Source organism: Cytobacillus sp. Bac17, assembly GCF_024519925.1.
Taxonomy (GTDB): Bacteria; Bacillota; Bacilli; order Bacillales; family Cytobacillaceae; genus Cytobacillus; species Cytobacillus pseudoceanisediminis.
The window spans coordinates 163,731-190,688 of record NZ_JALJRC010000006.1; the positions used below are offsets into that span (position 1 = coordinate 163,731).

Sequence of the window (26,958 nt, forward strand, 5' to 3'; positions counted from 1 at the left end):
CTTATATCACCTCTTTATGGACGCTTTTACTTGCTTCAATTAACCTATGCAGTTTTTCTAATGCAGCACCTGAATCTATGCTTTCTTTGGCTAAATTTATCCCGCCATGAATTGTTTCTGCCTTGCCTCCTGTAAAGATGCCAATCCCGGCGTTAAGAAGGACCGTGTCTCTTCTTGCTCCCTTCTCCCCCTTTAGGACACTTAGGAGTATTTCAGCATTTTCCCTGGAATCTCCGCCTCTGATCGCATCATTGCTGCTAACCGATAGGCCAACTTCCTCTGGATGAAGAACCTTTTTCGTTACCTTGCCGTTATTAAGAATGGCCAGGTGATTTTCCCCCTGTAAGGATGCTTCATCCATAAACCCTGCACCATTTAAAACAACTGCCCGTTTTCTTCCCAAAGCTTTTAACACCTCTGCAAACATTTCAATATAATCTCTCCGGTAGATCCCGAGAAGCTGATGATCAAGTTCAACCGGATTGGTTAAAGGTCCTATTAAATTGAAAGTTGTAGGTATTCTCAGGTCCCTGCGTACTTTCATGATTCTTTTAATATTCGGATGGACATGAGGTGCGAATAGAAAGGCTATCCCAATTTCCTCCAGAATTTCCTCCGTGCGCTCAGGCGAGTGATCCAAGTTTATTCCCAAATGTTCCAGTACATCGGCACTGCCTGTTTTGCTGGATACACTTCTATTGCCATGCTTGGCAACAGAAATTCCTGCTCCTGCAATCACAAAGGCCGAAGTAGAACTGATATTAAAGCTGCTTGAACCATCTCCTCCTGTACCGCAATTATCCAAAACATTAGGAATTTTCTTGCTAAATGTAAGGGATTTATCCCGCATTGCTTTTACGATGCCTGCAATTTCTTCAACTGTTTCCCCTTTTGTTTTAAGGCTCACCATAAATGCCGCAATCTCACTGTCCGTCACATCATTGGCAAATAAATTGTCCATCGCTTCCTTCATTTCTGCCTCTGTTAATGACTCGCGATCAGATAACCTCTGCAGTATAGTTTTCATCGTTTTTCTCCCTCCCGATAGTTTGTAAAAAGTTTTCCAAAATCTTTTTTCCAAGGCCTGTTCCTACAGACTCCGGATGGAATTGCAAACCGTATAAAGGATAATCTTCATGCTTGATTGCCATTATTTCATTATCATCCATTGATCTTGCCAAAACCTTAAAACTGCCAGGCAATGTTCCCGACTTAATTATTAAGGAATGATAACGCATGATATGGATCGGCTGCGGCATGTATTGAAACAGCTGTGATCCGTTATGCTTCAGATTAGACACCTTGCCATGCATAATTCTCTTGGCTTTTTCAATCTTTGCCCCAAAGGCATAGCCGATTGCCTGATGGCCAAGGCAAATGCCCAGGATAGGGAGCTTCCTGTAAAATTGCTGAATAACTTCAACAATAACTCCAGCTTGTTCAGGCCGTCCCGGTCCAGGTGATAGAACAATGGCTTCAGGATTTAATTTTTCAATATCTTCGATTGTTATTTGATCATTCCTTACAACTTTAATTTCTTGTCCCAGTTCACCCAGATACTGATAAAGGTTAAATGTAAATGAATCATAATTATCAATCAGCAGAATCATTTTTTGTCCTCCAAAAATGCTTTTAATTTATGAAGTGTTTCGTCGTACTCTTTTTCTGGAATCGAATCATGCACGATGCCTGCCCCAGCTTGTATATAAGCGAATCCATCTTTTATTACCATGGTTCTGATTGCCAGGGCGAAATCCATATTGCCGTTTCCGGAAAAATAGCCGACTGCCCCTGAGTAAATTCCTCTTTTCACTGCTTCCAGTTCATTGATGATTTCCATTGCTCTAATTTTGGGTGCACCTGAAACCGTTCCGGCAGGGAGACACGCTATTAAGGCATCAATCGCTGTGTGAGGACTTTTCAGCTTGCCGCCCACTTCGGATACAAGGTGCATGACATGCTTATATCTCTCAATGACCATGTTTTTTTCTATAGTTACCGATCCAAATTCGCATACACGGCCGAGATCATTTCTGCCTAGATCGAGCAGCATCCTGTGTTCGGCAAGCTCCTTTTCATCTTCTATCAGGTCCCTTTCAAGCTGTAAGTCTTCCTCTTCTGTCTTGCCTCTTGGCCTTGTTCCTGCAATAGGGTTAGTAATTACTTTGTTTCCAGTTGCTTTTATAAGACTTTCAGGCGATGCCCCTGCAACCGCATATTCTTCAAAATCAAGATAGTACATGTATGGGGAGGGATTTTGCACTCTTAACTTCCGGTAAAATGCGAAAGGATCTCCAGTCAATTCTGCTTTTAACCGCTGAGAAAGCACTACCTGAAAAATGTCTCCCTCTTCAATATAGGCCTTGGCCCTTTTTACTTTTTCAACGAAGTCTTCTTTAGATATGGAAGCTTTGAAAGCCGACAGCGATGCTTCTTCCGATTGGGATGCCGCAGCCCCCTTTTGGATTTCGGCCTTTCTTTTCTGCAATCTTTCACGTAGCTGAGATTCATCGGTTGCTGCCAATAAAGACATGGCTACCAGAAATACCTTTTGCTCCAGATGATCAAAAACGGCCACTTCCTCAAAAAACATAAGGTGAACATCTGGTACATTCAGCTCATCATGAGGGATCACCCCGATATCTTCGTATTGCCTGATGACATCATAGCCTGCATATCCAACAGCTCCTCCACAAAATGGGAACTGTTCAATGGGGTGAGCCTTTTCCTCGGGCATCAGCCTTCTTAATACATCAAGCGGCTTTTCATTAAAAACTTCTATTTTCCCCTCCGCAGTAACAGCCGTCCGAGATGCTTCCCCTTTTAGTTCCATCACCGGGTCCGCCCCAATAAAGGAATACCTTCCCGACTTTTCATGCTTTAGCGAGCTTTCAAGCAGAAATTTTTTTCTCCCGCTCATTCTCTGGTAGATCAAAATAGGTGTTAATGTGTCCCCCTCAAGCTCTTCGATGATATAAGGACCTTCCAAAATCGTTTTCAATATATTTCTCCTCCAGTTCTTTCGGATTCAGATAAGCGCAAGCGCCCTGATCACCCCTGACACTTTGAGGGAGCAGGCGATGGAGCCAGACAGGTATCTGACTTCAGAATTTTTACTTAACTATAAATAAAAAAGTCCCCTATACACACAGACAGAATCTGCGGGTATAGAGGACGTGTCTTGTGAACGTGGTGCCACCTCTTTTTAGAGCAGCATGCTGCTCCCTTTTTCGGGTACGGAAACATATCGATACCCTATCCTTTTAACGGTGGAAATCCGTGCTTCCCTACTTTCTTTCAGGAAGCCTCTCGCAAGTCCATTCGAATGACTTACCGTACCGGGCTCTCACCTTACCCCGGCTCTCTTGAACGGACTCCATCAATCTACTCCTCTTGCTCAGCGATTTAAAGTAATAAAGTTAAAGAAAAGCGGAAGCGCCTTGCCACCCCCGACAAGCACAAGACGAGCCTCCCGGAAAGGCGTTCTTTGCCTTTTTAGGGGATTGGCTTGTGAACTCGAGGGGGTAGGCTGCTTGCGCTAGACAGTTATTTAAGTTCAAAAATTCTATATTTTTTCTGAACTAAATAAAAAAGGGCCTCCCGTCTAAAAAGGACGAGAGACCCGTGGTGCCACCTTCATTAGCTGATACATCAGCTCACTTAACAGATATCAAAACTAAAACCGTTTGAATATCTGTCCCTTGTAACGATGAGACCGTTCGCCAAAGCCTACTGCTTAAAAAGGTTCGGTTTGGAGGCTCGAAAGTCCATTCACTGCTGTTTCCACACTGATTTGCACCAACCATCAGCTCTCTTTAGCTTCCACTGCAGCTACTACTCTTTGTCATTGCCGATCGATATATTGCTTATTATACTATTCCGATAAATGAAAAATGTCAAGGATATTTTTCATTTTTTTATAATAGAGCTTTTTCCAGCTTTTCTCTCCAGACAGCTGCAAGTGCCTCAATCTGCAGGAGTTCTTCAATTGCTTTACGGTTTTTGCGGTCATGGAACATGATAAAATTTCCTTGCAGAACCGATACCTTTTCCTGCTTTCTTTCTTCGAGCTTAAGAACGCTGCCTGCTGTTACAGTTCCTTCCTTCAGCACTCTGAAAAAGTAGCCTGTAAAGCATGTTTCAACAATTCTGCTTAAAAGCCGATCTTCTTCGTTATGCTTTGATATGGTTGAACATGGAATGCGGCCCTGTGTTATTTGGATAACAGATTCACCAAGCGAAAAGGTATCACCTATAAAAACTTCCTTTTCCAGCATATTACCCGCACAAATATTTTCACCAAATGCCGGGGGACAGAATGTCTTTTTAAATTCTTTTTCCCATATCCCGTAATGTTCGAACGGGTATAGGCAAACTGCCCGGTCGGGGCCGCCATGAAAATCAGTGTTTGCCACTCCATCCCCCAGGAAACCATCCTTCGTTAAGAACGCACTTTCAATTTTTTCTTTGCCTATTCCCGATATTTCCTCACGGTTTTTCCAGCTGTGCTTTTTCGGTTTCCCTATGCTTAAACTAATAATTTCTTTCACATTTATCCCCTCGCCAGATTCGCTTTTCTATATATTTTAACGCTTTCCTTTTAGTAAATCGAAACATATTTTTCCAGAATTTAAATTTTCCCATAAAAAGACAGAGGTTTTTCTAGTTAGTTTTCCTGCAATTAGCTCATATTAAGACTAGTTTGATTAACGAAAAGGAAGGTCAGAAATATGGAGCATGTTGAAAATTTACAATCTGTAAATTCCAAAGCTAAAAAGAAGTCAGGTGATGATGTTCATAACCAAAAATGGGCCATTCTTTCACTTTCTTCAATTCCTCTCGTTATGACACTTGGGAATTCCATGCTGATTCCTGTTCTGCCGGCGATGGAAAATAAACTAAATATTTCTGCATTCCAATCCAGCATGATTATTACCGTTTATAGTATTGTAGCCATTATTTTGATTCCAATCGCAGGCTTTTTATCGGATCATATCGGCCGTAAAAAAGTCATTATACCAAGTCTGTTCATTGCAGGAATTGGCGGGCTGATCTCCGGATGGGCGGCATGGAAAATGGCGGATGCTTATTGGATCATATTAGCTGGGAGGGCATTGCAGGGTGTTGGGGCAGCTGGTGCGGCACCAATTGTTATGCCTTTAGTAGGGGATATGTTTAAAAATGATGATGATGTCAGCAGTTCCCTTGGACTTATTGAAACTTCCAATACTTTTGGAAAAGTTCTATCGCCTATACTTGGAGCATTTCTTGCAGGGTTTATATGGTTTTTACCGTTTTTTTCGTTTCCGGTTTTTTGTACGATTTCAATCCTGCTGGTTTTCTTTCTTGTAAAAACGCCAAATAAAAGAGAAGAGCCGCTTCCTCTAAAGAAATTTTGGAGCAATATCAAGGATACCTTTAAAAACAACGGAAAATGGCTATATGCTATTTTCTTAATAGGTGCCATTCTTATGTTTGTGCTTTTTGGGATACTTTTTTATTTATCTGATGTGCTTGAAAAGACATACGATATTAAAGATGTTAAAAAAGGGCTTCTCCTAGCTGTCCCGCTTGGCGCACTATGCCTTTCCTCCTATCTGACAGGAAAAAAAATAAAAGAAAATAAAATACTGATGAAGTGGATCATATTTTTAGGCTCAGTGCTTGTGGCAGCTGCCACTGCAATCTTAAGCTTTTCAAACAACATGTGGTTTATGATCAGCATGTTCCTGTTTGCCGGAATTGGCATAGGCGTTGCATTGCCTTCGTTGGATGCACTGATTACCGAAGGAATTGCAAAAGAAGAACGTGGAACCATTACTTCTTTATACAGTTCAATGAGGTTTATAGGCGTTGCCGGAGGCCCGCCGGCCATTGCCATTCTGATGAAGCATTCTGATCAAGGGCTTTTTTATATATTAAGCGGGATAACCATTCTTGCTGCCCTAGCAGCCATTATAGCAATCAAACCTGACGCAAATGAGGGCTAAAAAAAATCCGTATCGTGCAATGACGATACGGATTTTTTTATTTAAAATGCTGCTGTACAAAACCAGTTACAACCTGGTTGAAAAGCTGCCACTTTTTGGTTGGCGCCTGGTGGGAAACACCTTTGATTATTGCCGCCTGAAAGCTGACATATCTCCTATAGCTCCTAATATGCTGATTAACAAAATCTCTTGATCCATATATCAGGAGAAGGGGGACACTCAAGTTCCTCAGGCGATCCGTGCATGAATAGTGGAGCGACCTATCGTAAAATAGAAACCACATAGTATGATTCGCCTTTTTCATGTGTTCCAGAATATCTTTTCTGACTTTTGGATCATTTGTGTGACTTGCTGCTATTACATACCGCAGAAAACCCGGAAAATGTTTCACGAAATACATTCCCAATATATGCTCATATTTGAAAGTTTCTGATAAAACCTCTGGAAATCCGCCAGATAGTATGACACCAAGTGTCCTTTCAGGAAAAGAAAGAGCAAATTCCTGAGCAATTATGCCTCCAGAGGAATAACCCAGGATAACGGCTTTTTCAATTTCCAAGTGGTCTAATACAGCTTTAACCTCTTCTGCATAGCCCTGAATGGTTACTGTTTTCTCGGGACCGATGGTATCTCCATTCCCGCTTAAATCAGGAAAAACAACCTGAAAATGCTCAGCCAGCAGGCCTTGATAATAAAATACCTTTCTCCCCATGGCAGGCGGATGTATAAAGATTATCGGTACTCCTTTTCCCATCGTTTCATAAAATATCTTTGTATCCTCATAAATACATGCTGGCACAAGAATCGTCCTTTCCATTCACAAAACATAGATGGCTCAAAAGCCTCCTGTTCCATATAAAAATGGGACAGTTTTAGTCTGCCCCATCTCGGTCAATTCTTTATTTCCAACATCAGTTAGGTCTTGTCTTCTTAGCTTTTTTGCTTTGCTGATCAAGCTCTTTTGAGAACTCCATATCGTTTATGCTCTTGTTTGTGCTCTGCAATCCAGATTTAGTCTTAATATTGCGTTTTGTCATGTTAATCCTCCTTTAAAGTACTGCCATTATAGTATGGCACATTAGGATTCGAATCATTATGGATTTTCAGCTGGAATCTGCATATACTATAAGTAATCATGCGATTATGCTTATTTCCGTGACTTTCTGAACCGTATATGATATTCTTGAATTAAGAATATGAATAAAAAAAACGACCGCAGGTGTTGCCGCACCCACGGTCATTCGCAATAGTCGTTCCCTTAGGGGATCGGCCTGTCAAAGACATAGACCTCTCCCTCAATTGTCAGATCAAGGGAGGTCTATTTTTTATGGTTAAAAGTCATGACAGCAATGATCAGACTAGAAAAGGAAATCATCATCATGATCGATTCGAAAACTGTCAAAAGGCATCACCCCCTTTCATACGGGGCTAGCCGACCACCCTTGAGAAACTCCCATTGCTTCTTTATTATAACACATCCTTGTCCATTTAGTCGAACATGTGTTCTATTTCAAGAAAATTGATTCTTCTTTCCTATTTTTTCAAGTTTCACTATCTTTATCGCCTGCAGATTTCCTTTGTAGATATCCACGAAGAAAACCCATTTCTTTATTAAGCAAATACTCCATTTCCTCCATCTGCTGCTTAGCAATTAACTGCGGACTGCCTGTCCATTCAGCACTGTGGATAAAATAATAATTCTTTATTCTTTTAAAAATGATGACCGCTTCAGGAAAACAGTCAAACAATCCCTTTACCTGATTTCTCCGCATGTAACTCCATCTTACCAGTTTCATGATATCAGCCTTTTTATACTCTTTTTACCCAGAAAACACTGACGCATGTTCTTAATGCAAAAAAAACTGCCAAATTGGCAGCATTGAATTTATTCTTTAAGCCTCGGCTTTGCCGGATCACATTTCGGTTTTTCAGACTGAGTGGACTCAGCAAGCTTTGACAGGTAATAGCATTCTTCACGGTACATGTGATCAGCCATTAAAGCTGCAAATGTCCCCAATGCCTCTTTGCTCAATTCAAGCTCCTCAATTTCATTGAGAAAGTTCATAAACAAAGATATTTCAAGTGCAACATCGCTGTTGAACTTTTGAAGTGCCGGGAACGACTCAACATTCGTCCGAAGGAAGCCGGACATTTCAACCGCCTTTAAATAGAATGCTTCAAAATCCTTTGTATAGCCATCACTGATTTTTTTTATTTTCTTCTCAACACTTTCCATATTATCTGATATGGCTCCAGCATGGCCAGCTGCATCCAGAAGCCAGATTAAATGGTGGTGAAGCTCATGAAATACAGGGGGGACTTCCCCTTTTTTTAAATATTGAAGGACAAGCATATATTCTTCAAGTTCATTGACCATATGGTTTATAAAAACAGGACCAAGATGAATGGAAATTTTCCCTATCAGATGACGTTCAAGTAGGTTCAATTTAAATTCCCTGAGCTTTTTAGCTTCCTGTTCTGCCCTCCGGCTCAATTGCTCCAGGTTATCCACTTCAACCCTTCCTAATAGCTGATCGAAGGTTTGTATAAAGTAATTTGCTCTTTCAATGCTGTCTTTTTCCTTTGGTGATAGTGAATCATGTATGAAGCGTGCATGATCACCCAAAATCTGAAGCCAAAAACCATGTTCAAATTTTGCAGCATTTTCAAATCCAGCAGCCAAAATATCTCCCCTTTCCATCTTACTCATAAAAACATATCAGTAACCATTAGAAATTATGCCTATAAGCACGAATCTCAAAAATTAATTGGTAACTTATTTTTTTGCAGAAAGGGGGAATCTTAACTACGAGTCATGCATCCTATAGTGTTTTTTTCATCATTACCTGGCCAATCTTTTTTTCAAATCCCATTTTAAGTAAAGCTTTCGATGCGGGATTGGAAACAGAAATATTAACTGCAGTGAAATCAATCGAATCATCCTGATCCAGGAACAGCTGGCCCAGAATACTTTCAGTCATTGCCTCATATGCACTGCCATCCGTAAAATTTAGCTGATAAATAATAATGCGTTCTGTACGTCCTGCTGCTTCCAGCACTCTTTTGTATAAAATATAGCCTTCCTCTTTCCCATCTTCACTCATAAGCAAAGCAGCTTCCCCTTGTTTCGCACTTTGCCACTGGCACTGCCAGGCAGCATCGCTGTCATAAAAGCTGATTGACTGAAGCTGTTCAGGATATATCTTTTTTATTGCTAAATGGCTTTCCGTCAATGAGCCTATTTCTTTATGTGTTAGCTTCTTGTTTAGATAAAGCAATTGATCAGTAATTGCATAGCCGGCTTTTTTGTACAGCTTAATCGCTCTCTCATTTTCTTCAATTGCTTCAAGAACAGCAGTGTGTACATTTTCAGCTTTATATATGCTAAGCACCTCTGACATCATGGCTGCAGAAAGACCTTTTCCCCTGTATTGTGGTGCGATCCCGGTGCCTCCGTTCCAGGCAATTTTCCTGCCGTTAATCTCACGGAACCCATTCAATATGATTCCGCAAGGTTCGCCGTGCATAAAAACGACAATGGATTTTTCAGGCGAAAGTCCCTCAGATGCGATTCGATTAACAAAGGCCTGGGTATCCATTTTTATTGGAACTATATAGCCTTCAAAGCCTTTATTCCAAGCAGTCAGCGCCTCCTCCAGGGTAACTTGAGAAAGTTTTTTTATTTTCATAAACGCTCTCCTTCATGTGTTTTCTGATGTTTTACTTGGTGTGCATCTAATGGCTGGTTATTTATGTTTGTTCCCTCTTCTAATAACAATGATAATGGCCATGGTTTCACACCTCCAATTATACAGACTGGGTAGTTTATTTATTCATAAAATAAAATAGACTGATTAGTTTATTTTAATTTAATCATTTATTTTCAGTTTTTTCAATCTTTTCTAAAAGGAATTTTCTAAAAAAAAGCCGATACATTAAGTACCGGCTTTAGTTATTCATTATTTATTTAAAGGTTTTTTCAGAAACCCGATAAGGATCGCAGACAAAAGAGCACCTGCTATTATTCCTGCAAGGTAAATTCCCCATGGGCCATCGACAAGAGGGACGACAAAGACTCCGCCGTGCGGTGCCCTTAATCCAACTCCAGCCATCATTGAGATGGCACCTGCCACGGCTGATCCTGCCATGATGGACGGGATGACACGCAATGGATCTGCTGCTGCGAACGGGATTGCGCCTTCTGTGATAAACGAAAATCCCATGATGTAATTTGCTTTTCCTGCATCCTGTTCCTGTTTTGAAAATCTATTTTTGAATAAAGTAGTAGCAAGCGCGATGGCAAGAGGCGGAACCATCCCCGCCGCCATAATGGCTGCCATTGGTTCATATACTCCATTTGCAAGCAGCCCTGTACCAAATACATAAGCCGATTTATTAACCGGGCCGCCCATATCAAATGCCATCATCAGCCCAAGAACTACTCCAAGCAAGACGGCATTTCCAGTACCAAGACCTGAAAGCCACTCGGTGATAGCAGTATTTAATGCGCCAACTGGTTTGTTGACAACATAAAGCATCAGCAATCCCGTGACCGCAATTCCAAAGAGCGGATAGAGCAAAATCGTTTTAATTCCTTCAAGTGATGAAGGCAGACCAGCAAAAACTTTTTTCAACCCAACTACTACATAACCTGCAAGGAAGCCGGCTATGATGCCGCCAAGGAATCCAGCGCCTCCAGATGCTGCCATCATTCCGCCGACTGCTCCTGCAGCAAAGCCGGGACGGTCAGCAATACTCATGGCAATGAAAGCTGCAAGGATTGGAACAATCAATCCAAATGCATTTCCTCCCCCAATGGTCATCAGTGCTTCTGCGATAGGATGATACGACGGATCACTAGGATCTGCTGCTTTATATCCGAACATAAAGGAAATGGCAATGAGTATTCCGCCGCCAACAACAAATGGAAGCATGTTGGAAACCCCATTCATCAAATGCTTATAAATTCCTGCTTTTTGTTCTTTTTTATTATCTGCTTTTCCGCTGCTGTCCGCACTTCCGCCCCTGTATACCGGCGCATCCTGCTTTAGCGCTTTTTCGATTAGTTCCTGAGGTTTTCGGATGCCATCAGCAACTGCCGTTTCAAGGACATGCTTCCCGCTGAATCGCTCCATTTCAACCTTTGTATCTGCTGCGACTATAACTGCTGCTGCATTCGCGATTTCTTCTGGTGTCAGTACATTTTTAGCACCGCTGGAGCCATTTGTTTCAACTTTAATATCAACGCCCAATTCAGCTGCCTTGGCTTTTAGGGAATCAGCCGCCATATAAGTATGGGCAATTCCTGTTGGGCAGGCTGTTACAGCAACAACAAATCGTTTACTGTCTGCAATATTTTGGACTTCCTCTTCTTCTGTCTCGTCATAGCTGTCTATAATTCCAATAACTTCGTCTGCAGAAGCAGCATTTTGGAGTTTTTTGCGTGCTTCCTCGTTCATTAGTATTGATGAAAGCCTGGATAGAGCTTCCAGATGTGTATTGTTTGCTCCTTCCGGAGCTGCAATCATAAAGAATAGATGTGCGGGGTGACCGTCAAGTGATTCATAATCCACTCCTGCTTCTGATTTGCCGAATGCAATAGCAGGCTCCTTGACCGCACCGGTTTTTGCATGCGGAATGGCTATTCCGTCACCGATACCTGTTGTGCTTTGTTCTTCCCTTTTTATAATGGCATTCTTAAAGGCAGAACTGTCATGAAGCTTTCCTGCTTGATCAAGCTGGTTTACCAATCCATTTATGGCATCCATTTTGCCTGTTCCGCTCAATGAGAGCAGAATCGTATCTCTTGTCAGTAATTCTGTTATTCTCATCCTAAATCTCCCCTTTTAGGCTGACCTTTTCAATCGAAACCTGAGAAAGCAATTCCTCTGCTTTTTCCTTTGTGCAAAGACCAAGTGAAAAAGCCGTAGCGCTTCCGGAAGCAACACTGTATTGAAAAGCCTTTTCTATATTTTTGTTTTTTTCATAAGCTGCAAGAAAACCGGCTACCATGGAATCTCCTGCACCTACAGAACTTTTCACTTCCCCATTTGGAACGCTTGAAATATACGCTGCTTCATCAGAAATCAAGACTGCTCCCTTGCCGGCTAATGAAACAATTACATTCTGTGCGCCCATTTCTACAAGTTTCTGTCCATATGGGATAACTTCTTTTGCGGAAGTAAATTCTGTCTTGAATAAATCACCTAATTCATGGTGATTAGGCTTTATTAAAAACGGTTTGTATGGAAGGACCTTTTTCAGTAATTCTCCCTCTGCATCCACCACAAAAGCCGTCCCGTTTTCTAAACAAATTCTTACCAGCTCTTCATAAGTTGATTCCGGCAATGTAGATGGAATGCTGCCAGCCAGAACAAGCAAATCATCTTCTGATAGGCTGCGGATCTTATTTTTCAGATCCTCGAAATTCCTTCCTGAAATGGCCGGCCCTTTTGCATTGATTTCTGTTTCCGTCTTTGTCTTGATCTTTACATTGATTCTTGTGTCATCAGCAACTTGGACAAAGTCAGTTTGAATATTCTCCTTGTTTAAGCAATCAACAATATACTCTCCTGTAAATCCGCCTGCAAAGCCAAGGGCCTTGCTTTTAACATCCATTCTGTTCAGCACTCTGGAAACATTTATCCCTTTTCCTCCAGGGAACTTTGTATCATGCTGTATGCGGTTAAGACCGCCGACTATTATCTCATCCAATTCTAAGATGTAGTCCACTGACGGATTTAGCGTCAATGTGTGTATCATGCTGTCACGACCTTTATTGTAGTTTTGCTGATATAAGGCTCTTGCTGATCCTCATTCAGTTCATTAGTAATAATTGCTGCTGTATGCAAATCGGCAATCTTGGCAAATGCGATTTCTGAAAACTTCGTATCATCTGCAAGCACGAATGCCTCCCTTGAAAGCGAAATGGCCATTTGCTTAATCATGGCCTCATCCTGATCCGGTGTGGTGTATCCGAATTGAGGATGGATGCCATTAACCCCCATAAAACATTTATCAAATCGATAATTTTCGAGGCTTTCCAATGCCCCCCTGCCAATGATGGCTTTTGTCTGGCTCTTGGCAAAACCGCCAATTAAAAACGTTTTTATATTTCGTTCCAGCAATGCGTTGATATGCATTAATCCGTTCGTTACAACTACAATTTCTTTTGCAGGCAAGAAAGGAATCATTTCAGTAACTGTCGAGCCTGCATCCAGATAGATGGAATCACCTTCTTCAACAAGACTTGCGGCATATTGGGCGATTTGGCGCTTTTGCTGAAGGTTTCTGGCGGATTTTTCAGACATGCTGGGTTCCTGGAGCTTTCCCTGAAGCCTGGCAGCCCCTCCATGTATCCTTTTTAAGTATTTTCCTTCCTCAAGCTGAGTCAGGTCCCTTCTGATTGTTGATTCCGATGTTTCTGTCATATCAACGAGATCCTGAATTTTCACTACACCTTTTTCTTTTAAAAGCTGCAGAATCAATTTGTGGCGCTCTGGTGTTAACAAAACATCACCCCCTGGAATGTGTTGCTCCTCTTGATTACATCATACTGAAACCGATTGCAAAAATCAATCATTTTCATTCAAAAACAATCAAAAACGTTCAAATATCGAACGTTTTTAATTGTTTTACGATTATTAACTCAATAATTATTAAATTAGTAGAATATTTTAAATATATTAAAATAATAGTTTGCTCTATCCGTCTGATTATGCTAGAATCAAAAATAACAATATATAGTTTCTTGTTCAACCACAGATACTATATATTGTTTTAATTTAAGAATTAACTCGTTCCAAGGTCTCTTTTTTGATCCGCTTTCTTTTTGAAAGCGGAATTTTTTTGTTTTGGAAATAGAATCTCTTTCCATTAGCCTTCCAGAACAGGAAAAGAGCACTGCTCAATGGCAGTGCCCTTCTATAAGACCGATTATTTATCTTCATAATTTACCAGATCTTCTATTTTTCCATCTTCATTATGCAGTATTGCCATTGTCCCCGCTTCTTCTGCCATGCTCTTCGCTTTCTCCACCGCTTCTGACTGTGACTCTGCAGTATACTCAGGCTCGTTTTGCCCTTCCTTTTTGACTGCCCATCCTTCCTCATCGTGCGGTACTACATGGAATCTTGCTTCATCTGTACCTGCTCTGTCCTTAAAATATTGTTCCTGTTCATCACTGTGAATGTTGCTTTTACGATTTGCCATGTTTATACCTCCTTTATATAAATGAACTTTCATCTATCGATGAGTACTATCACTTTACCCTTTTAGGGAGTAAAAAAACACAAAGTCTCTCGCCATAAACAGTAATAATTCCCCAATAGATTTTGTCTTTTATTATATAAATTTGACACATAGTGTCGCAAAAATAGGCTTACCCCATAGGAATTAGTACTCTATTCAAAAAATACCATTTTCTACTAAACTAGGAATCGTTAGGGAATCGAAAAACCACTAAATTTCAGGAGGGTATTATGTCAAGAAATAGTCGAAAATCTCCCAAGATATTAGCAGCGGCTCTAGCAGCTTCTTTAGCTTTTGGCACAATCGGGTATGCTGCCCCGCTAAGTAATGAAAATGGAAATTCATCCCACTCGCAAGATCAGAAGATTATTGCCAGAGTAAATGCTGAACGTGCTATCGAACACGTGAGGTATCTATCGGAAGAAATCGGGACAAGACCCGGCGGATTAGAAAATGAAAAAAAATCGGCAGAGTATATTGCCAATACACTCAAAAGTTATGGCTATGATGTTGAATTTCAATACTTTCCAGTAGCAGATCAATTCATAGGCAGTGCAGCATTTGAAGATGGGACGGTATGGGAAATGGGCGCTGCACCAAACGGAGCAATCAGCGATACGCCAGTTCATGCAGAAGTCATCTTTGTGGAAAATGAGAATTTCCAGGGAGCCGAAGGTAAAATAGTTCTTCTGGCTCGAGCAGATACTACAGCCGGATACCGAGAGCAGGTAGCCAAAGCAGTTGAGGCAGGGGCAGCTGGTGTGATTCTCCAAAGCCTTGTTGGAAGCCGCGGCAATTACGGACAAACTTTTAATCCTAACCTTACATCGGAATATGATATCCCGGTTTTTGGGGCTTCCTATATTCATGGAGAATGGCTCAAGGAACAAATGGAGCAAGGTGCAGTTGAGCTCTCCCTGTCAGCAAAACATTATAAGGATCTAAAATCGGTAAATGTAATTGCAACCAAGGAAGCTAAATCAAAAGATGAAGATACAAAAGAGGTTATACTAGGTGCCCATCATGATAGTGTGGTGGGTGCTCCAGGTGCGAATGATAATGCTTCCGGTGTAGGGTTAATGCTTGAACTAGCCAGAGTTTATAAAGGATACAATACAGACAAAACCCTTAAATTCATTGCATTTGGATCTGAGGAACGCGGACTTTTAGGAGCAAGATATTATGTAGATCAGTTAACAGAGACACAAAAAGATCAAATAGAAGCTGTTTTTGTTCCTGATATGGTTGCTACAAATTATGAAAAGGCTACAAACCTATATGCCATGACACCAGACGGCAGCCAAAACATTGTAACTTCTTCAACTGGTCAAGCTGGGGCACGCTTGGGCAATTCTGATATTCTCCCAGGCAAATTCGGATCGAGTGACCATGTTCCTTTCCATAATGCCGGCATTCCTGCGGCCCTTTTTATCTGGATGGGCATAGACAGCTGGGATCCGCTTGTTTACCATATTGAAAAAGTCTATCATACACCGCAGGATACTATCGAAGATAATATCTCTGCAGAAAGAATGCAATCAGCACTTGATATCATCGGTTCCGGACTTTTTGATGTTGTCCGAAAAAAAACACAAGGCAATAATTAATGCTTTTATCCAGCCGCTGGCCAATTGCCGGCGGCTGGTTTATTAGCAAAAAAGAAACTCCATGCCTAACCCCGATTTCTTCTCTCCCTAACCTCCATTCAATATGCCATACCATACGTTTACACACCTTAACCAAATATATATGTTAACCTATTATAAAATTAAGTTGACAATAAACGTTTGCTGCTATTATTCTAAATTGTATAAATACAAATCTATCAGGAGGCATTTTATGAAGACAGGTTTAAGAACGATTGATTTAACATTGGCTGGCATGTTTGTTGGCCTAATGGCGGTTGGAGCAAATATCACTTCATTTGTCCCATTTTTAGTTATTGGGGGAGTGCCTATTACTTTGCAGACTTTTTTTGCCATTCTGGCAGGGGCTATTTTAGGTAGCCGATTAGGGGCTATTACTATGGCTGTCTATGCTTTTGCCGGGCTTGCAGGCGCCCCTGTATTTTCAAAATTCGGCGGCGGTTTTGCTTCCTTATTAAGCCCCACTTTCGGTTTTATCTTATCGTTTATAGTAACAGCCTATGTCACCGGCAAATTGATAGAAAAGAAAAAATCTGTTCCGGTGTATATTACTGCAGCTTTAATCGGAATGGTGATCAATTATGTTTTCGGGACGAATTGGATGTATATGGCCTATAAACTTTGGTTTACAGCACCTGAGGGATTTACCTATCATTTGGCATGGCTGTGGATGGCGGTCCCCCTTCCAAAAGACATAATTCTCTCTGTTTTTGCCGGGTTAATGGCCCATCGTCTGGAGCATAGAGTATTTGCAAGCAGTCAGTTCAGAAAAATGAACCGAGCAGCATAAACAATTTTACTAAGGAGGATACATATGAATTTCCAACAGTTAGCACTTGACGTACTGGAAGGACATGAACTTACAGACTCGGAGGCAATGGATGTTTTAAATTGTCCAGATGAAGAGCTGCTGAATCTATTGCACAGCGCCTATAAAATCCGCCATCATCATTATGGGAATCATGTTAAATTAAATATGATTATTAATACCAAATCAGGCCTATGTCCTGAAAACTGCGGCTATTGCTCACAATCCAGCATCTCAACAGCACCTATTGAAAAATACAGGATGATGGATAAGGAATCTATCATCCAGGGTGCAAAACAGGCACATCAGCTAAATGTTGGAACCTATTGCATCGTTGCAAGCGGAAGAGGTCCGAGCAATAGGGAGCTAAATGAAGTAATTTCAGCGGTTAAAGAAATTAAGGATAACTATAACATGAAGGTCTGCGCCTGTCTCGGGCTTCTAAAGCCTGATCAGGCTGATAAGCTCAAGGAGGCTGGGGTCGACCGCTATAATCACAATATTAACACTTCTGAAAATCATCATGAGAGCATCACTACCTCCCATACATACCGTGACAGAGTCAATACGGTCCAATTAATAAAGGACGCAGGTATTTCACCGTGTTCCGGGGTAATTATTGGCATGAAAGAAACCAGGGAAGACGTCGTAGCGATGGCCAAAAGCCTAAAAGCCCTGGATGCCGACTCAATCCCGGTTAACTTTTTGCATGCAATTGATGGGACGCCATTAGAAGGGACAGATGATTTGAATCCCCGCTATTGTCTGAAGGTGCTTTGCCTGATGCGTTTTATCAATCCATCAAAGGAAATCAGAATATCCGGAGGCAGAGAGGTGAATCTTAGGAGCCTTCAGCCGCTCGGGCTTTATCCTGCTAATTCTATTTTCGTAGGAGATTACTTAACCACAGCAGGTCAGGAAAGCACAGCGGATCACCAAATGCTGAAGGATCTGGGTTTTGAGATTGATTTTGTATCTGGGGAACCAGTATTCTCATGAAAAAAAAGATTCTGCGCAACAGCAGAATCTTTTTTTTTATATCCGGATAAGGTTTATAATTCATCAAAGCCATTATCAATTTGAACTTTTGTATATTGCCGCGATTTTTGTTCAAAGAAATCGGACTTCCCATGGTCAACCTGCTCATAAGCTACTATCCAGCGGAGCGGATTGGTCCGGTAGCCTTCAAACGGCCGTTCATATCCCAGCTGATTGCAGCGGATATTGGCATAAAATTTGATATAAGCTTCAACGTCAGACAGCAGGATGCCTTCTGTTTTGCTGCCGATCACATCGCGGGCCCATTCAATCTCCAGTTCAGCAGCTCTTTTAAAAGTCTCCTGGACGAATTTACTTAATTCATTAGTATTAAGTTCCGGATTTTCCTGCAGAATTTCTTTAAAAATTTTAACAAACAAATCTACATGAATTTGTTCATCCCGGTTGATGTAATTAATCATTGTTGAGGTGGCTACCATTTTCTGATTTCTGGCCAGGTGATAAAAGAATGCAAAGCCTGAATAAAAGAAAAGCCCCTCCAGAACGACATCAAACACAATAGATTTCAGCAGGTTCTCTGCACTTGGATTCTCAGCAAAATCTTTATATCCGTTCACAACAAATTCATTTCTTTCAGCTAATATAGGTTCTGTACGCCAGAATTCAAAAACCTCATCCTGTTTTTGTTTGGGAACAAGGCTTGATAGAACATACGAATATGAGTGATTATGAATCACCTCCTGCTGTGCAAGTATGATCATGAGTGCCGATATGCTTGAGTCGGTAATATAATCAGCAACTTTTCCGGCATAATCCGTCTGGATACTGTCGAGCAATGCAAGCAGGCCAATAATTTTCAAAAATGCCTCTTGTTCACTTTTCCTTAATTCCGGAAATTGCTTAATGTCCTGTGACATGTTTATTTCAAAAGGCGTCCAAAAGTTAGCGAGCATTTTTTTATACTTTGGATAGGCCCAGGAGAAGCGTACATCATCCCAATTAAGCATATTGGAGCATTCCCCATTGATGATTGATGTTGATTTGTTTGGCGCCGATTGATTAATAATTGGCCGTTTTTCTAGAGTATTCATAACGTCCTCCTTTAGCTTGAGCAAGATTCACAGTCTTCAATCTCAGATGAAGTTGATCGGATATAATACGTTGTTTTTAATTTTTTCTTCCATGCTGAAAGATGCAGATTTAAAAGATCGATTGCTTTAATATGGTTCGGTATATAGAAATTAAATGAAATAGCTTGATCTATATGTTTTTGTCTGTTTGCATTCTGCCTGATGCTCCACTCCTGGTTAATATGATAGGCAGATTTGTAATACCAAATGGTCTCACTGTTAATATCGGGAGCTGTCACAGGGATCCGATAATCCTTTTTCTCTTCGGAGTACTGCTTGTTGAATATAGGATCAATACTTGGAGTGCTTCCTGCAATTAAAGCAGTTGATGCATTAGGTGCAACCGCCAGCAAATAGGCATTTCGAACACCGTTTTCACTTACCTCTTTGCTCAATGCAGCCCAGTCCATGTCTGACTCTGCCTCCAGATATCCCCTCTTTTCAAAGTAAGCACCCGTTTCCCAATCAGAACCTTTAAAGGCTGAATAGCTTCCTTTTTCTTTAGCCAGATCCATAGAACTTTTTATCGCTAAAAAAGCAATTTGCTCATATAGAATGTCAGCGAATTTTTCTGCTTCTTCGCTTTCCCATGTGATTTTTTTCAGTGCAAGAAGGTGGTGCCATCCAAAAGTCCCCAGTCCAATCGCACGGTACTTCTGGTTTGTGATCTGGCCCTGAGGCACCGGAATACTATTAATATCAATGACATTATCAAGCATTCGCACCTGAATTGGCACAAGCCTTTCAAGTACTCCCTCACTTATGGCCCTTGCAAGATTGATGGATGAAAGATTGCAGACAACGAAGTCTCCTGGATGTTTTTCGATAATAATTCTCCCATCCCTTGTATATTCTTCAACCCTCTTTGTAACACTTTGGTTTTGTACAATCTCAGTGCACAGGTTTGTACAATAAATCATTCCGCAATGTGAATTGGCATTTTTCCGATTTACTTCATCCCGGTAAAACATAAATGGTGTCCCTGTTTCAAGCTGGCTTCTCATGATGGATTTCATTATATCGATGGCAGGCACTTTTTCCCTTGATAGATTCGGGTTATCTATACACTCTTTATATTTCTGGCGGAATGAACCTTCGCCTTCACCTTCATCATAAAAATCCTCCAGTGAAAAGCCCATTACCTTGCGGACTTCATGGGGATCAAATAAATACCAATATCCCCGGCTTTCCACTTTTTCCATAAACAAATCCGGAATGCAGACACCTGTGAATAAATCATGTGTCCGCTGCCGTTCATCTCCATTATTAAGCTTTGCATCAAGAAACGAGAAGATATCTTTATGCCAGACATCCAGATAGACGCTTATAGCACCCTGCCTCTGTCCAAGCTGATCAACACTGACTGCTGTGTTATTCAGCTGCTTCATCCAGGGAATCACACCTGAAGATGCACCCTTAAATCCTTTAATATCACTTCCTCTGCTGCGGATCTTCCCTAAATATACTCCGATTCCCCCGCCATTTTTAGACAGTGATGCAATATCGGTATTGCTGTCATATATAGAATCAAGACTGTCATCAACGGTCTCAATGAAACAGCTTGAAAGCTGTCCCCAGTTTTTCCCTGCATTAGCGAGTGTTGGCGTGGCAACAGTCATATACAAACCACTCATTGCCCAGTAAGCTTCTTTAATGAGTTCAAGCCGCTTACCCTTCGGCTCCCTTTTCATCAGCACCATGCTGATGATCATGAACCGTTCCTGTGGAAGCTCATAAAGATTTTTCTGTTTGTCCCTGGCAAGATATCGGTCAGCCAGCATTTTCAACCCCAAATATGTAAATAAGCGGTCATTTTCTTTCTTTATGAATTGGGCAAGTTCATTTATCTCATCCTTTGAATACACATCTAATAAATCCTGGTCATAAATTCCTAAAGCCGTCAGCCGTTCAATTAACGTATAAAAATGTTTGTAGCAATCATCCGGCTGGCATTCTCTATTTTTTCCTGACTCAGTATAGAGCTTCTTAAGAAGCAGACGTGACGCGGCAAAAGTCCAATTAGGCTCATCAATACTGATAAAAGATAAACAATCCAGTATAAACTGGTCATACATTGCTTCCGCTCCCAGCTGGCTCATTTCTTCATACCTTTTTAATAGGTGCTCTATGCCGAGCTGTGGAAATTCTGTCTTAAGTTCTTCTAAAATTTCTATCGGTTGTATGGTTTGGACCATCTTACTTCCTCCTAAAGGCAAAATAAAAATCCGCCCGGAAAATGAGCGGATCAAACGATAGTATAATAGCTGGAAGCAGATGAATAAACGGCCATTACGCGATCGTTTCATCATCTCAATCCCCGAAGATATGAAACTTTCGATCGCCCTGGCAGGTCTCCTGGCTTGTGCTTCACTCTACTTAAAGCCCTTCCCATACAAACGCCATAAAGCGTTTTGTACAGTGGCATGCTCTTTTCGTCTGCACTTACAGTTGCGGGGACAGCTTCGGTTTTACACCGAATTCCCTATTAAGTCCTCATAGGACACCAATCACGATCTATATGTAGTTTTTATTCTTTTTAATATATACTATATATTGTAGATGATTCTATCATATAGAGAAATAGATTACAAATTTTTAATCGTTAATGGACGAAAAAGAACAGGGGGGATATTCCCTCTGTTCTTTATTTCTCACTCATGATTTTCCATTTCAATATCATGAGATACCGGCTCAGGGGTAGCCCAAAATGAATCATATACAGCATACCCTGCCATTACAAGAACGAGATACGCAATCGCTGCACCTGCCCATTTTTTCATTTTATCTGCTCCTTTTAATTAAACGTTTTTTCATTTATCGCAGTCTAACGGACAGTATGACCCCACTACAGGGCTCAGAGGAGTCCATGGAGGATGAGTGGGTCAACTGCCCATTGAGGCCCGATTTGTTCAACTAACAATCAGCAGAGAAAAAGAATTCCCGCTGATTGAAGTTTCACTTTATTTTTACTCTTTGTAAACGAAGTGCGTTTAAAACGACAGATACGGAGCTGAACGCCATTGCGGCGCCGGCAAGCCAAGGTGCAAGGAACCCTATTGCAGCTACTGGGATGCCAAGGGTATTGTATGCAAATGCCCAGAAAAGATTTTGTTTTATATTCCTAATGGTTTTTTTGCTCATTAGGATGGCGTCTGCAATACTATTTAAATCACCTCTCATTAGCGTAATATCAGCTGCTTCCATCGCAACGTCTGTACCGGTTCCGATCGCCATACCAATATCAGCTACAGCAAGTGCAGGTGCATCGTTTATGCCATCGCCGACCATAGCTACTATTTTTCCCTGGTTCTGAAGTTTTTTTACTTCTTCTGCCTTGCCTTCAGGTAGAACCTCTGCAATTGCAGAGTCTATGCCCACTTCATCAGCTATTGCCTGAGCCGTACGTTTGTTATCTCCCGTAATCATAATGACTTCAATGCCCAGTTTCCTTAAGCGTTTGATTGCATCTCTGGATGTTTCCTTTATTGTATCCGCAACTGCCACGATACCTGCATATTTGCCATCAACCGCGACAAGCATTGCCGTTTTTCCAGTTTCCTCCAGTGTTTCCATATCAAGTTTGGCTGACTGGACATTAACGTCGTATTTGTCCATTAATCTTCTTGTACCTATCAGGAGATCTTTTCCATCCACTCTCGCTTTTATTCCATACCCCGGAATAGCTTCAAATTCAACTGGATTAAATAGCATGATTCCTTTATCCTTTATTCCCTTTACTATCGCTTCAGCCAATGGATGCTCAGACTGTTTCTCCGCTGACCCTACAAGCTGGAGAAATGTTTTTTCTTCAACATTGTGTTCTATAATCACATCTGTTAATACCGGTTTGCCATGTGTAACTGTTCCAGTTTTATCAAGAACGACTGCAGTGATTTCATGCGTGAGCTCCAAGTGCTCTCCGCCTTTGAAGAGAACCCCATATTCCGCTGCCCGGCCTGAGCCGGCCATTATAGAGGTTGGCGTCGCCAGACCTAGAGCACATGGACATGCAATTACCAGGACAGCAATCAATTTTTCGAGTGCTTCTGCAAAATTTCCAGGACTTACCCATATATACCACACCAGGAATGTAACCACTGCTATGGCCACTACAATGGGAACGAATATCCCAGAGATTCTGTCTGCCATTCGCTGTATAGGGGCTTTTGAACCTTGCGCTTCTTCAACCACTTTAATAATCTGTGACAATGCTGTATCTTTGCCGACTTTAGTGGCTTTAATTTTCAGGAAGCCATTTTTATTAATGGTGGACCCAATAACTGTATCTCCTGCTGTTTTATCAACAGGTACACTTTCCCCTGTCAGCATGGATTCATCTAAAGCAGACTGTCCTTCGATAATCTCACCATCAACTGGAACTTTTTCACCTGGCTTTACATATATGATTTCCCCAGCAATGACTTCTTCAAGGGAAATTTCAATTTCTTCCCCTTCCCTTAAGACAGTTGCTGTTTTTGCCTGCAGCCCCATAAGCTTTTTGATTGCTTCAGAAGAACGTCCCTTAGCCCGGGCTTCAAACAGCTTGCCTAAGATTATTAATGTTATAAGGATAGCACTTGTTTCGTAATAAAGTTCCACCATATGTGCATTGCTGCCAATTGATAAAATTGATTGGTATAAGCTATAGAAAAAAGCAGCAGAAGTTCCGAGTGCAACCAGCACATCCATATTGGCGCTCTTATTTTTTAATGCCTTATATGCCCCGACATAAAATTGCTTTCCTATGAAAAATTGTATCGGTGCTGCAAGAGCCAGCTGTACCCACGGATTCATAAACATATCGGGAACATAAATAAACGATGTAAACTCGAAATGTCCAACCATGGACCAGAATAAAGGGATGGAAAGAATTAAAGAAAAAATAAACTTGCCTTTTTGTTTCTCAATTTCCTTTTCCCGATATCCCTCGATATCCTGGTCTTTATCCATTTTCACTTTCGCCTGATACCCTAGATTCTCCACTTTCTTTATCATGTCCTGAATGGAGATTTGTTCAGGATTATATTCCACAGTGCCCGTTTCAAGAGCCAGATTGACTACAGCTTGTTTGACGCCTGGAAGCTTATTAAGTCCCTTTTCAATCCTTCCAGAGCAAGCAGCGCAAGTCATGCCCAGCAATTCGAACTCTGCTTTCTCAGATACGACCGAATAACCTAAATCCTCAATTTTTTTCTCAAAAGCTTCAACAGAAGTTACTTCAGGATTATATTTAATTGCTGCTTTTTCTAAAGCAAGATTGACACTTGCTTCTTGGACGCCGTCCAGCTTATTTAAGCCTTTCTCAATTCGAGACGAACAGGCAGCACATGTCATGCCTGATACTGGAAGGTGAACCTCTTTAAGGGCTGCATCAACCATAACTCCCACTCCTTTATTAAACGATGTTCCTCACAATTTATATACTATACCCCTCTATCCTATATGTCAATCAAATAAATCCAGACAAATTACTCATTTTATTTACTAAAAAAAGAGAACGTGTATTTTGTCCACACGTTCTTTCCCGATCCTATTACTCTACATCATAGCCTTGATCATCAATTGTTTCTTTGATTTGCCCAAGTGTAACTGCTGAAGAGTCAAATTGAACCTGCACCTGGCCATTATCAAGGTCAACTGCTACTTTATCAACACCATTTAGTTTGCCGACACTGCCTTCTACCGCTTTTACACAATGTCCGCATGACATTCCGCTAACTTTTAAAGTGACATTTTCCATAATATTTAAACCCCCAATTATTTTTTCATTAGTTTTTGAATAGTGACTAAAAATTCATCAAGCACTTCTTGATCGCCTTCATGGATTCTTTCAACTACACAGCTTTTCAAATGGCCTTCGAGCAAAAGCTTCGCTACGCTATTCAAAGCGGACTGGGTTGCAGAAATTTGTGTTATTATATCGTCACAATACACGTCTCTGTCAATTAGTCCTTTTATTCCGCGTATTTGACCTTCAATCCGATTTAAACGGGTTGTCAAATTCTTTTTAACTTTTTCTGAGTGATGACTTTTTCGTTCCGATTCGATCGAACAGCAGCTTTCAGACATTAAATCCTCATTTTCCAATTCAAAAGCCATTTGATCAGCCTCCTTTATATTTATTATATTATACCCCGGTATCCTATGTAAAGGCCTGTGCTCAAAATGAAATAAATTACGGATTTTTATGTACAATTTCCCTTTCATGATATTTAAAATCTCTGTTTATACTAACGGAAACACTTTATTAAAGGAGGCAGCTAATGTGGAAAGAAAGCATAAAAATCCAGAAGACACGGGCAAAGATTTATATGGGATCGATAAAGATATCAGCCTGCAGTCAGTAAATTTTGCTTCTGCTGAGAATCAATATTTAAATGAACGTACACAAACTGAGTCCAATCAGGAAATATAGAGTTAAAAGCCGCCAACATGGCGGCTTAAGATCATCTTTACAATTCTGTCAGTTCTCCAATTTCTACCTCGGATCTTTCTTCAAGTGGACCGCGCAAATGTACCGTAGCTGTTCTTCCATCCTCATTCAGCTTGTCGATCCACACAGAAGCACCATTGTATTTTACTTCGATATCTGCTGATGATGAAAGAATTTGTTTCACACGTTTTGCATCCATAAGTAACACTCTCCTCTGCATTTTTCATTTTATTTTTTGCATGGTTGAGAAATTTATGCTTTGCTTTGTCAAAAAGTGAAGTGAGTAAGCCTTCGATTTTTGATCAAGGTCTATATGGACTATGGCATCTGATTAAAATCTGCTGTTCATAACTTGCTCTGGATTAAAAGTTGTCCTATCCTTCCAATACACTGAATACACTTTGTACAAATAGGTTTTGGAGTGAGGAGCTGTACACTTATGAGCATTTTTCTAAGCTATGTTTTCTTGGGTCTGTCGCTTGCAGCGCCAATCGGTCCAATCAATGCTGCACAGTTGGATAAAGGAATAAAAAATGGGTTTTTCCATGCCTGGCTGGTGGGGCTGGGAGCTATGACAGCAGATGCCATATATATGGGGGCTGTTTATTTGGGGGTTGTACACTTTCTTGAGATACCATTCATGAAAGCATTCTTATGGTGCTTTGGATTTTTCGTCCTTGTATACACAGGAGTTGAAACCCTGACAAGTGCCGGCAAAGTCGTTTCAAGCTATAGAACCAAAGATGAATCTAAAATTAAATCCTTTATGTCGGGTTTTCTCATGTCTTTGTCAAATCCTTTAACTATACTGTTTTGGCTTGGCATCTATGGTTCCATTCTGGCCAAAACAGCAGCCGAGTATGACAAGGCTCATGTCATTTTATACAGCGGTGCAATTTTCACTGGGCTTCTCCTCTGGGACATAACGATGGCTGCCGTCGCCAGCAGCTTTAGAAGATTTTTAACCGGAAAAATTCTCGCTTTAATTTCCATATTATCTGGCTTATCGCTGATTGGCTTTGGGATTTATTTTGGGATACAGGCTTATAAACTTTTGTTGTAATACATATTCCATCCATTCAGACAAGGGGGAGAAAAACAGATAATTACGTGCTGAAATATCAATCTGAGCTGCAGGATGGCCAAAGGTATGAATTCTTTGAAGCTGCATTACAGTTAATATGGTTGTCTGTCAAGTTTGGGGATTTATCTGACATGAATTAAGTTTTATTTAGCATGTCTAAGAGTTGACCTAACTGGTTTTCGCTTTTATCTTACATGTTTTGGTGTTTATCTCACATTTGGCACAATACTTCTTTGCTGAGAACAAATTTAACACATAAAACAGGAAGTTAATTAGGAGTGAAGCATATATAATTCATTTCTGGCGCTTATACGAATGAAAGTGACGCATATATGTGCCAAAGTGAAGCATAAACTGAAAATCATCCAAACATACAAAAAAAGAGCACCCTTCAGGTGCTCTTTCATATGCCCGGCAGCGTCCTACTCTCACAGGGGGACAGCCCCCAACTACCATCGGCGCTGAGAAGCTTAACTTCCGTGTTCGGTATGGGAACGGGTGTGACCTTCTCGCTATCGCCACCGGACTATGTAATTGAAGAAACTTCGTTCCCTCAAAACTAGATAATGTATGAAGAAGCATTTGCCGAGTATTCACCAATGACTTGTCTAGCTTCGG

Annotated in this window: 27 protein-coding genes, 1 rRNA gene, 1 pseudogene, 1 riboswitch and 2 other annotated features; of the genes and pseudogenes, 6 read left to right on the forward strand and 23 right to left on the reverse strand. The window is 40.9% G+C overall.

Translation table 11 applies throughout. From position 1 onward, the window contains the following. Position 1 precedes the first annotated feature (1 nt). The 4 genes from trpD to NR125_RS10825 form a co-directional block, all read right to left on the reverse strand. Positions 2–1,027, reverse strand: coding sequence for an anthranilate phosphoribosyltransferase (gene trpD, locus NR125_RS10810; protein ID WP_217027660.1), 1,026 nt, complete (start codon positions 1,025–1,027; stop codon positions 2–4). After that, positions 999–1,610 (reverse strand): anthranilate synthase component II, encoded by a 612-nt coding sequence (locus NR125_RS10815; RefSeq protein ID WP_009333466.1) that lies wholly within the window; start codon positions 1,608–1,610, stop codon positions 999–1,001. The genes trpD and NR125_RS10815 overlap by 29 nt, the downstream gene beginning before the upstream one ends. Then, on the reverse strand, positions 1,607–3,001 hold the full coding sequence (trpE, locus tag NR125_RS10820; protein WP_009333465.1) for an anthranilate synthase component I: 1,395 nt from the start codon (positions 2,999–3,001) through the stop codon (positions 1,607–1,609). The genes NR125_RS10815 and trpE overlap by 4 nt, the downstream gene beginning before the upstream one ends. A gap of 166 nt (positions 3,002–3,167) precedes the next feature. Continuing rightward, positions 3,168–3,410: a binding site (T-box leader), on the reverse strand. Positions 3,411–3,606: 196 nt separating this feature from the next. After that, positions 3,607–3,857, reverse strand: a binding site (T-box leader). Positions 3,858–3,917: 60 nt separating this feature from the next. Further along, on the reverse strand, positions 3,918–4,556 hold the full coding sequence (locus NR125_RS10825; RefSeq protein ID WP_217027680.1) for an MOSC domain-containing protein: 639 nt from the start codon (positions 4,554–4,556) through the stop codon (positions 3,918–3,920). Between the two features lie 174 nt (positions 4,557–4,730). On the opposite strand from NR125_RS10825, the gene bcbE reads away from it, so the two are divergent. Continuing rightward, positions 4,731–5,990, forward strand: coding sequence for a bacillibactin exporter BcbE (bcbE, locus tag NR125_RS10830; protein ID WP_019381158.1), 1,260 nt, complete (start codon positions 4,731–4,733; stop codon positions 5,988–5,990). A gap of 37 nt (positions 5,991–6,027) precedes the next feature. Here bcbE and NR125_RS10835 read toward each other — a convergent pair whose 3' ends face one another. The 11 genes and pseudogenes from NR125_RS10835 to NR125_RS10875 all read right to left on the reverse strand — a co-directional run bounded on the left by NR125_RS10835 (position 6,028) and on the right by NR125_RS10875 (position 14,201). Continuing rightward, positions 6,028–6,807: an alpha/beta fold hydrolase gene (locus NR125_RS10835; protein WP_217027663.1), complete on the reverse strand. Its 780-nt coding sequence runs from the start codon at positions 6,805–6,807 to the stop codon at positions 6,028–6,030. A gap of 94 nt (positions 6,808–6,901) precedes the next feature. Beyond that, positions 6,902–7,027, reverse strand: a complete 126-nt coding sequence (locus NR125_RS10840) for a hypothetical protein (RefSeq protein WP_256815309.1) — start codon at positions 7,025–7,027, stop codon at positions 6,902–6,904. Between the two features lie 281 nt (positions 7,028–7,308). Further along, entirely contained in the window at positions 7,309–7,392 is an 84-nt protein-coding gene (locus NR125_RS29910; protein ID WP_226280784.1) for a putative holin-like toxin, read from the reverse strand. A gap of 139 nt (positions 7,393–7,531) precedes the next feature. Next, positions 7,532–7,762 carry a hypothetical protein gene (locus tag NR125_RS10845; RefSeq protein WP_019381156.1) on the reverse strand — a complete coding sequence of 77 codons (231 nt, stop codon included), beginning with the start codon at positions 7,760–7,762 and terminating at the stop codon, positions 7,532–7,534. A gap of 113 nt (positions 7,763–7,875) precedes the next feature. Continuing rightward, a complete protein-coding gene (locus tag NR125_RS10850; protein ID WP_009333459.1) occupies positions 7,876–8,691 on the reverse strand; it encodes a DUF2935 domain-containing protein in 816 nt (271 codons plus the stop codon). A gap of 121 nt (positions 8,692–8,812) precedes the next feature. Continuing rightward, positions 8,813–9,679 (reverse strand): GNAT family N-acetyltransferase, encoded by an 867-nt coding sequence (locus tag NR125_RS10855; RefSeq protein ID WP_009333458.1) that lies wholly within the window; start codon positions 9,677–9,679, stop codon positions 8,813–8,815. 270 nt (positions 9,680–9,949) lie between these two features. Beyond that, a complete protein-coding gene (locus NR125_RS30215; protein WP_434800835.1) occupies positions 9,950–10,942 on the reverse strand; it encodes a PTS fructose transporter subunit IIC in 993 nt (330 codons plus the stop codon). 102 nt (positions 10,943–11,044) lie between these two features. Continuing rightward, positions 11,045–11,821: pseudogene (locus NR125_RS30220) on the reverse strand (fructose PTS transporter subunit IIA); the annotation flags it as partial. A 1-nt stretch (position 11,822) separates the two neighbouring features. Beyond that, positions 11,823–12,752: a 1-phosphofructokinase gene (gene pfkB / locus NR125_RS10865; RefSeq protein ID WP_034296743.1), complete on the reverse strand. Its 930-nt coding sequence runs from the start codon at positions 12,750–12,752 to the stop codon at positions 11,823–11,825. Beyond that, positions 12,749–13,501, reverse strand: a complete 753-nt coding sequence (locus NR125_RS10870; protein WP_009333455.1) for a DeoR/GlpR family DNA-binding transcription regulator — start codon at positions 13,499–13,501, stop codon at positions 12,749–12,751. The genes pfkB and NR125_RS10870 overlap by 4 nt, the downstream gene beginning before the upstream one ends. A 424-nt stretch (positions 13,502–13,925) precedes the next feature. After that, on the reverse strand, positions 13,926–14,201 hold the full coding sequence (locus NR125_RS10875; RefSeq protein WP_009333454.1) for a DUF2188 domain-containing protein: 276 nt from the start codon (positions 14,199–14,201) through the stop codon (positions 13,926–13,928). Between the two features lie 269 nt (positions 14,202–14,470). Between NR125_RS10875 and NR125_RS10880 the strand changes: the two genes are divergently transcribed. The 3 genes from NR125_RS10880 (at position 14,471) to bioB (ending at position 17,693) form a co-directional block, all read left to right on the forward strand. Beyond that, positions 14,471–15,847 carry a M28 family metallopeptidase gene (locus tag NR125_RS10880; RefSeq protein ID WP_217027666.1) on the forward strand — a complete coding sequence of 459 codons (1,377 nt, stop codon included), beginning with the start codon at positions 14,471–14,473 and terminating at the stop codon, positions 15,845–15,847. A gap of 232 nt (positions 15,848–16,079) precedes the next feature. Next, positions 16,080–16,676 (forward strand): biotin transporter BioY, encoded by a 597-nt coding sequence (locus tag NR125_RS10885; RefSeq protein WP_019380468.1) that lies wholly within the window; start codon positions 16,080–16,082, stop codon positions 16,674–16,676. A 24-nt stretch (positions 16,677–16,700) separates the two neighbouring features. Next, positions 16,701–17,693, forward strand: a complete 993-nt coding sequence (bioB, locus tag NR125_RS10890) for a biotin synthase BioB (RefSeq protein WP_009333451.1) — start codon at positions 16,701–16,703, stop codon at positions 17,691–17,693. Positions 17,694–17,746: 53 nt separating this feature from the next. On the opposite strand, the gene NR125_RS10895 is transcribed toward bioB, so the two are convergent. From NR125_RS10895 to NR125_RS10920, 6 genes are all read right to left on the reverse strand, one after another. After that, positions 17,747–18,784: a ribonucleotide-diphosphate reductase subunit beta gene (locus tag NR125_RS10895; RefSeq protein ID WP_256815312.1), complete on the reverse strand. Its 1,038-nt coding sequence runs from the start codon at positions 18,782–18,784 to the stop codon at positions 17,747–17,749. 11 nt (positions 18,785–18,795) lie between these two features. Next, positions 18,796–21,018: a ribonucleoside-diphosphate reductase subunit alpha gene (locus tag NR125_RS10900; protein WP_217027669.1), complete on the reverse strand. Its 2,223-nt coding sequence runs from the start codon at positions 21,016–21,018 to the stop codon at positions 18,796–18,798. Between the two features lie 134 nt (positions 21,019–21,152). After that, positions 21,153–21,346, reverse strand: a riboswitch (cobalamin riboswitch). A 128-nt stretch (positions 21,347–21,474) separates the two neighbouring features. Continuing rightward, complete coding sequence (locus NR125_RS10905; RefSeq protein WP_256815313.1) at positions 21,475–21,603, reverse strand: hypothetical protein; 129 nt, start codon at positions 21,601–21,603, stop codon at positions 21,475–21,477. A 175-nt stretch (positions 21,604–21,778) separates the two neighbouring features. Continuing rightward, positions 21,779–24,202, reverse strand: a complete 2,424-nt coding sequence (locus tag NR125_RS10910) for a heavy metal translocating P-type ATPase (RefSeq protein WP_256815314.1) — start codon at positions 24,200–24,202, stop codon at positions 21,779–21,781. Positions 24,203–24,356: 154 nt separating this feature from the next. Continuing rightward, positions 24,357–24,563, reverse strand: a complete 207-nt coding sequence (gene copZ, locus NR125_RS10915) for a copper chaperone CopZ (protein WP_009336783.1) — start codon at positions 24,561–24,563, stop codon at positions 24,357–24,359. A gap of 17 nt (positions 24,564–24,580) precedes the next feature. Further along, positions 24,581–24,922, reverse strand: a complete 342-nt coding sequence (locus tag NR125_RS10920; RefSeq protein ID WP_009336784.1) for a metal-sensitive transcriptional regulator — start codon at positions 24,920–24,922, stop codon at positions 24,581–24,583. Between the two features lie 166 nt (positions 24,923–25,088). Between NR125_RS10920 and NR125_RS10925 the strand changes: the two genes are divergently transcribed. After that, positions 25,089–25,238, forward strand: a complete 150-nt coding sequence (locus tag NR125_RS10925; RefSeq protein WP_009336785.1) for a hypothetical protein — start codon at positions 25,089–25,091, stop codon at positions 25,236–25,238. Positions 25,239–25,275: 37 nt separating this feature from the next. On the opposite strand, the gene NR125_RS10930 is transcribed toward NR125_RS10925, so the two are convergent. Continuing rightward, positions 25,276–25,455, reverse strand: coding sequence for an H-type small acid-soluble spore protein (locus NR125_RS10930; RefSeq protein WP_009336786.1), 180 nt, complete (start codon positions 25,453–25,455; stop codon positions 25,276–25,278). 240 nt (positions 25,456–25,695) lie between these two features. Between NR125_RS10930 and NR125_RS10935 the strand changes: the two genes are divergently transcribed. Beyond that, on the forward strand, positions 25,696–26,319 hold the full coding sequence (locus NR125_RS10935; RefSeq protein ID WP_009336787.1) for a LysE family transporter: 624 nt from the start codon (positions 25,696–25,698) through the stop codon (positions 26,317–26,319). A gap of 430 nt (positions 26,320–26,749) precedes the next feature. Here NR125_RS10935 and rrf read toward each other — a convergent pair. Continuing rightward, positions 26,750–26,866: ribosomal RNA gene (gene rrf / locus NR125_RS10940) — 5S ribosomal RNA — on the reverse strand. Positions 26,867–26,958: the final 92 nt, after the last annotated feature.

What these genes read in the sequence shown, in the direction of transcription:
- NR125_RS10885 (WP_019380468.1), top strand. Translation starts at nt 16,080, where the DNA reads ATGAAGACAGGTTTAAGAACGATTGATTTAACATTGGCTGGCATGTTT.
- bioB (WP_009333451.1), top strand. Translation starts at nt 16,701, where the DNA reads ATGAATTTCCAACAGTTAGCACTTGACGTACTGGAAGGACATGAACTT.
- copZ (WP_009336783.1), bottom strand. Translation starts at nt 24,563, where the DNA reads ATGGAAAATGTCACTTTAAAAGTTAGCGGAATGTCATGCGGACATTGT.
- NR125_RS10845 (WP_019381156.1), bottom strand. Translation starts at nt 7,762, where the DNA reads ATGCGGAGAAATCAGGTAAAGGGATTGTTTGACTGTTTTCCTGAAGCG.
- NR125_RS10840 (WP_256815309.1), bottom strand. Translation starts at nt 7,027, where the DNA reads ATGACAAAACGCAATATTAAGACTAAATCTGGATTGCAGAGCACAAAC.
- NR125_RS10855 (WP_009333458.1), bottom strand. Translation starts at nt 9,679, where the DNA reads ATGAAAATAAAAAAACTTTCTCAAGTTACCCTGGAGGAGGCGCTGACT.
- NR125_RS10835 (WP_217027663.1), bottom strand. Translation starts at nt 6,807, where the DNA reads ATGGAAAGGACGATTCTTGTGCCAGCATGTATTTATGAGGATACAAAG.
- NR125_RS10850 (WP_009333459.1), bottom strand. Translation starts at nt 8,691, where the DNA reads ATGGAAAGGGGAGATATTTTGGCTGCTGGATTTGAAAATGCTGCAAAA.
- NR125_RS10905 (WP_256815313.1), bottom strand. Translation starts at nt 21,603, where the DNA reads ATGAAAAAATGGGCAGGTGCAGCGATTGCGTATCTCGTTCTTGTAATG.
- NR125_RS10875 (WP_009333454.1), bottom strand. Translation starts at nt 14,201, where the DNA reads ATGGCAAATCGTAAAAGCAACATTCACAGTGATGAACAGGAACAATAT.
- NR125_RS10910 (WP_256815314.1), bottom strand. Translation starts at nt 24,202, where the DNA reads ATGGTTGATGCAGCCCTTAAAGAGGTTCACCTTCCAGTATCAGGCATG.
- NR125_RS10930 (WP_009336786.1), bottom strand. Translation starts at nt 25,455, where the DNA reads ATGGATGCAAAACGTGTGAAACAAATTCTTTCATCATCAGCAGATATC.
- bcbE (WP_019381158.1), top strand. Translation starts at nt 4,731, where the DNA reads ATGGAGCATGTTGAAAATTTACAATCTGTAAATTCCAAAGCTAAAAAG.
- trpD (WP_217027660.1), bottom strand. Translation starts at nt 1,027, where the DNA reads ATGAAAACTATACTGCAGAGGTTATCTGATCGCGAGTCATTAACAGAG.
- NR125_RS30215 (WP_434800835.1), bottom strand. Translation starts at nt 10,942, where the DNA reads ATGAATGGGGTTTCCAACATGCTTCCATTTGTTGTTGGCGGCGGAATA.
- NR125_RS10895 (WP_256815312.1), bottom strand. Translation starts at nt 18,784, where the DNA reads ATGAATACTCTAGAAAAACGGCCAATTATTAATCAATCGGCGCCAAAC.
- NR125_RS10900 (WP_217027669.1), bottom strand. Translation starts at nt 21,018, where the DNA reads ATGGTCCAAACCATACAACCGATAGAAATTTTAGAAGAACTTAAGACA.
- pfkB (WP_034296743.1), bottom strand. Translation starts at nt 12,752, where the DNA reads ATGATACACACATTGACGCTAAATCCGTCAGTGGACTACATCTTAGAA.
- NR125_RS10920 (WP_009336784.1), bottom strand. Translation starts at nt 24,922, where the DNA reads ATGGCTTTTGAATTGGAAAATGAGGATTTAATGTCTGAAAGCTGCTGT.
- NR125_RS10880 (WP_217027666.1), top strand. Translation starts at nt 14,471, where the DNA reads ATGTCAAGAAATAGTCGAAAATCTCCCAAGATATTAGCAGCGGCTCTA.
- NR125_RS10815 (WP_009333466.1), bottom strand. Translation starts at nt 1,610, where the DNA reads ATGATTCTGCTGATTGATAATTATGATTCATTTACATTTAACCTTTAT.
- NR125_RS10935 (WP_009336787.1), top strand. Translation starts at nt 25,696, where the DNA reads ATGAGCATTTTTCTAAGCTATGTTTTCTTGGGTCTGTCGCTTGCAGCG.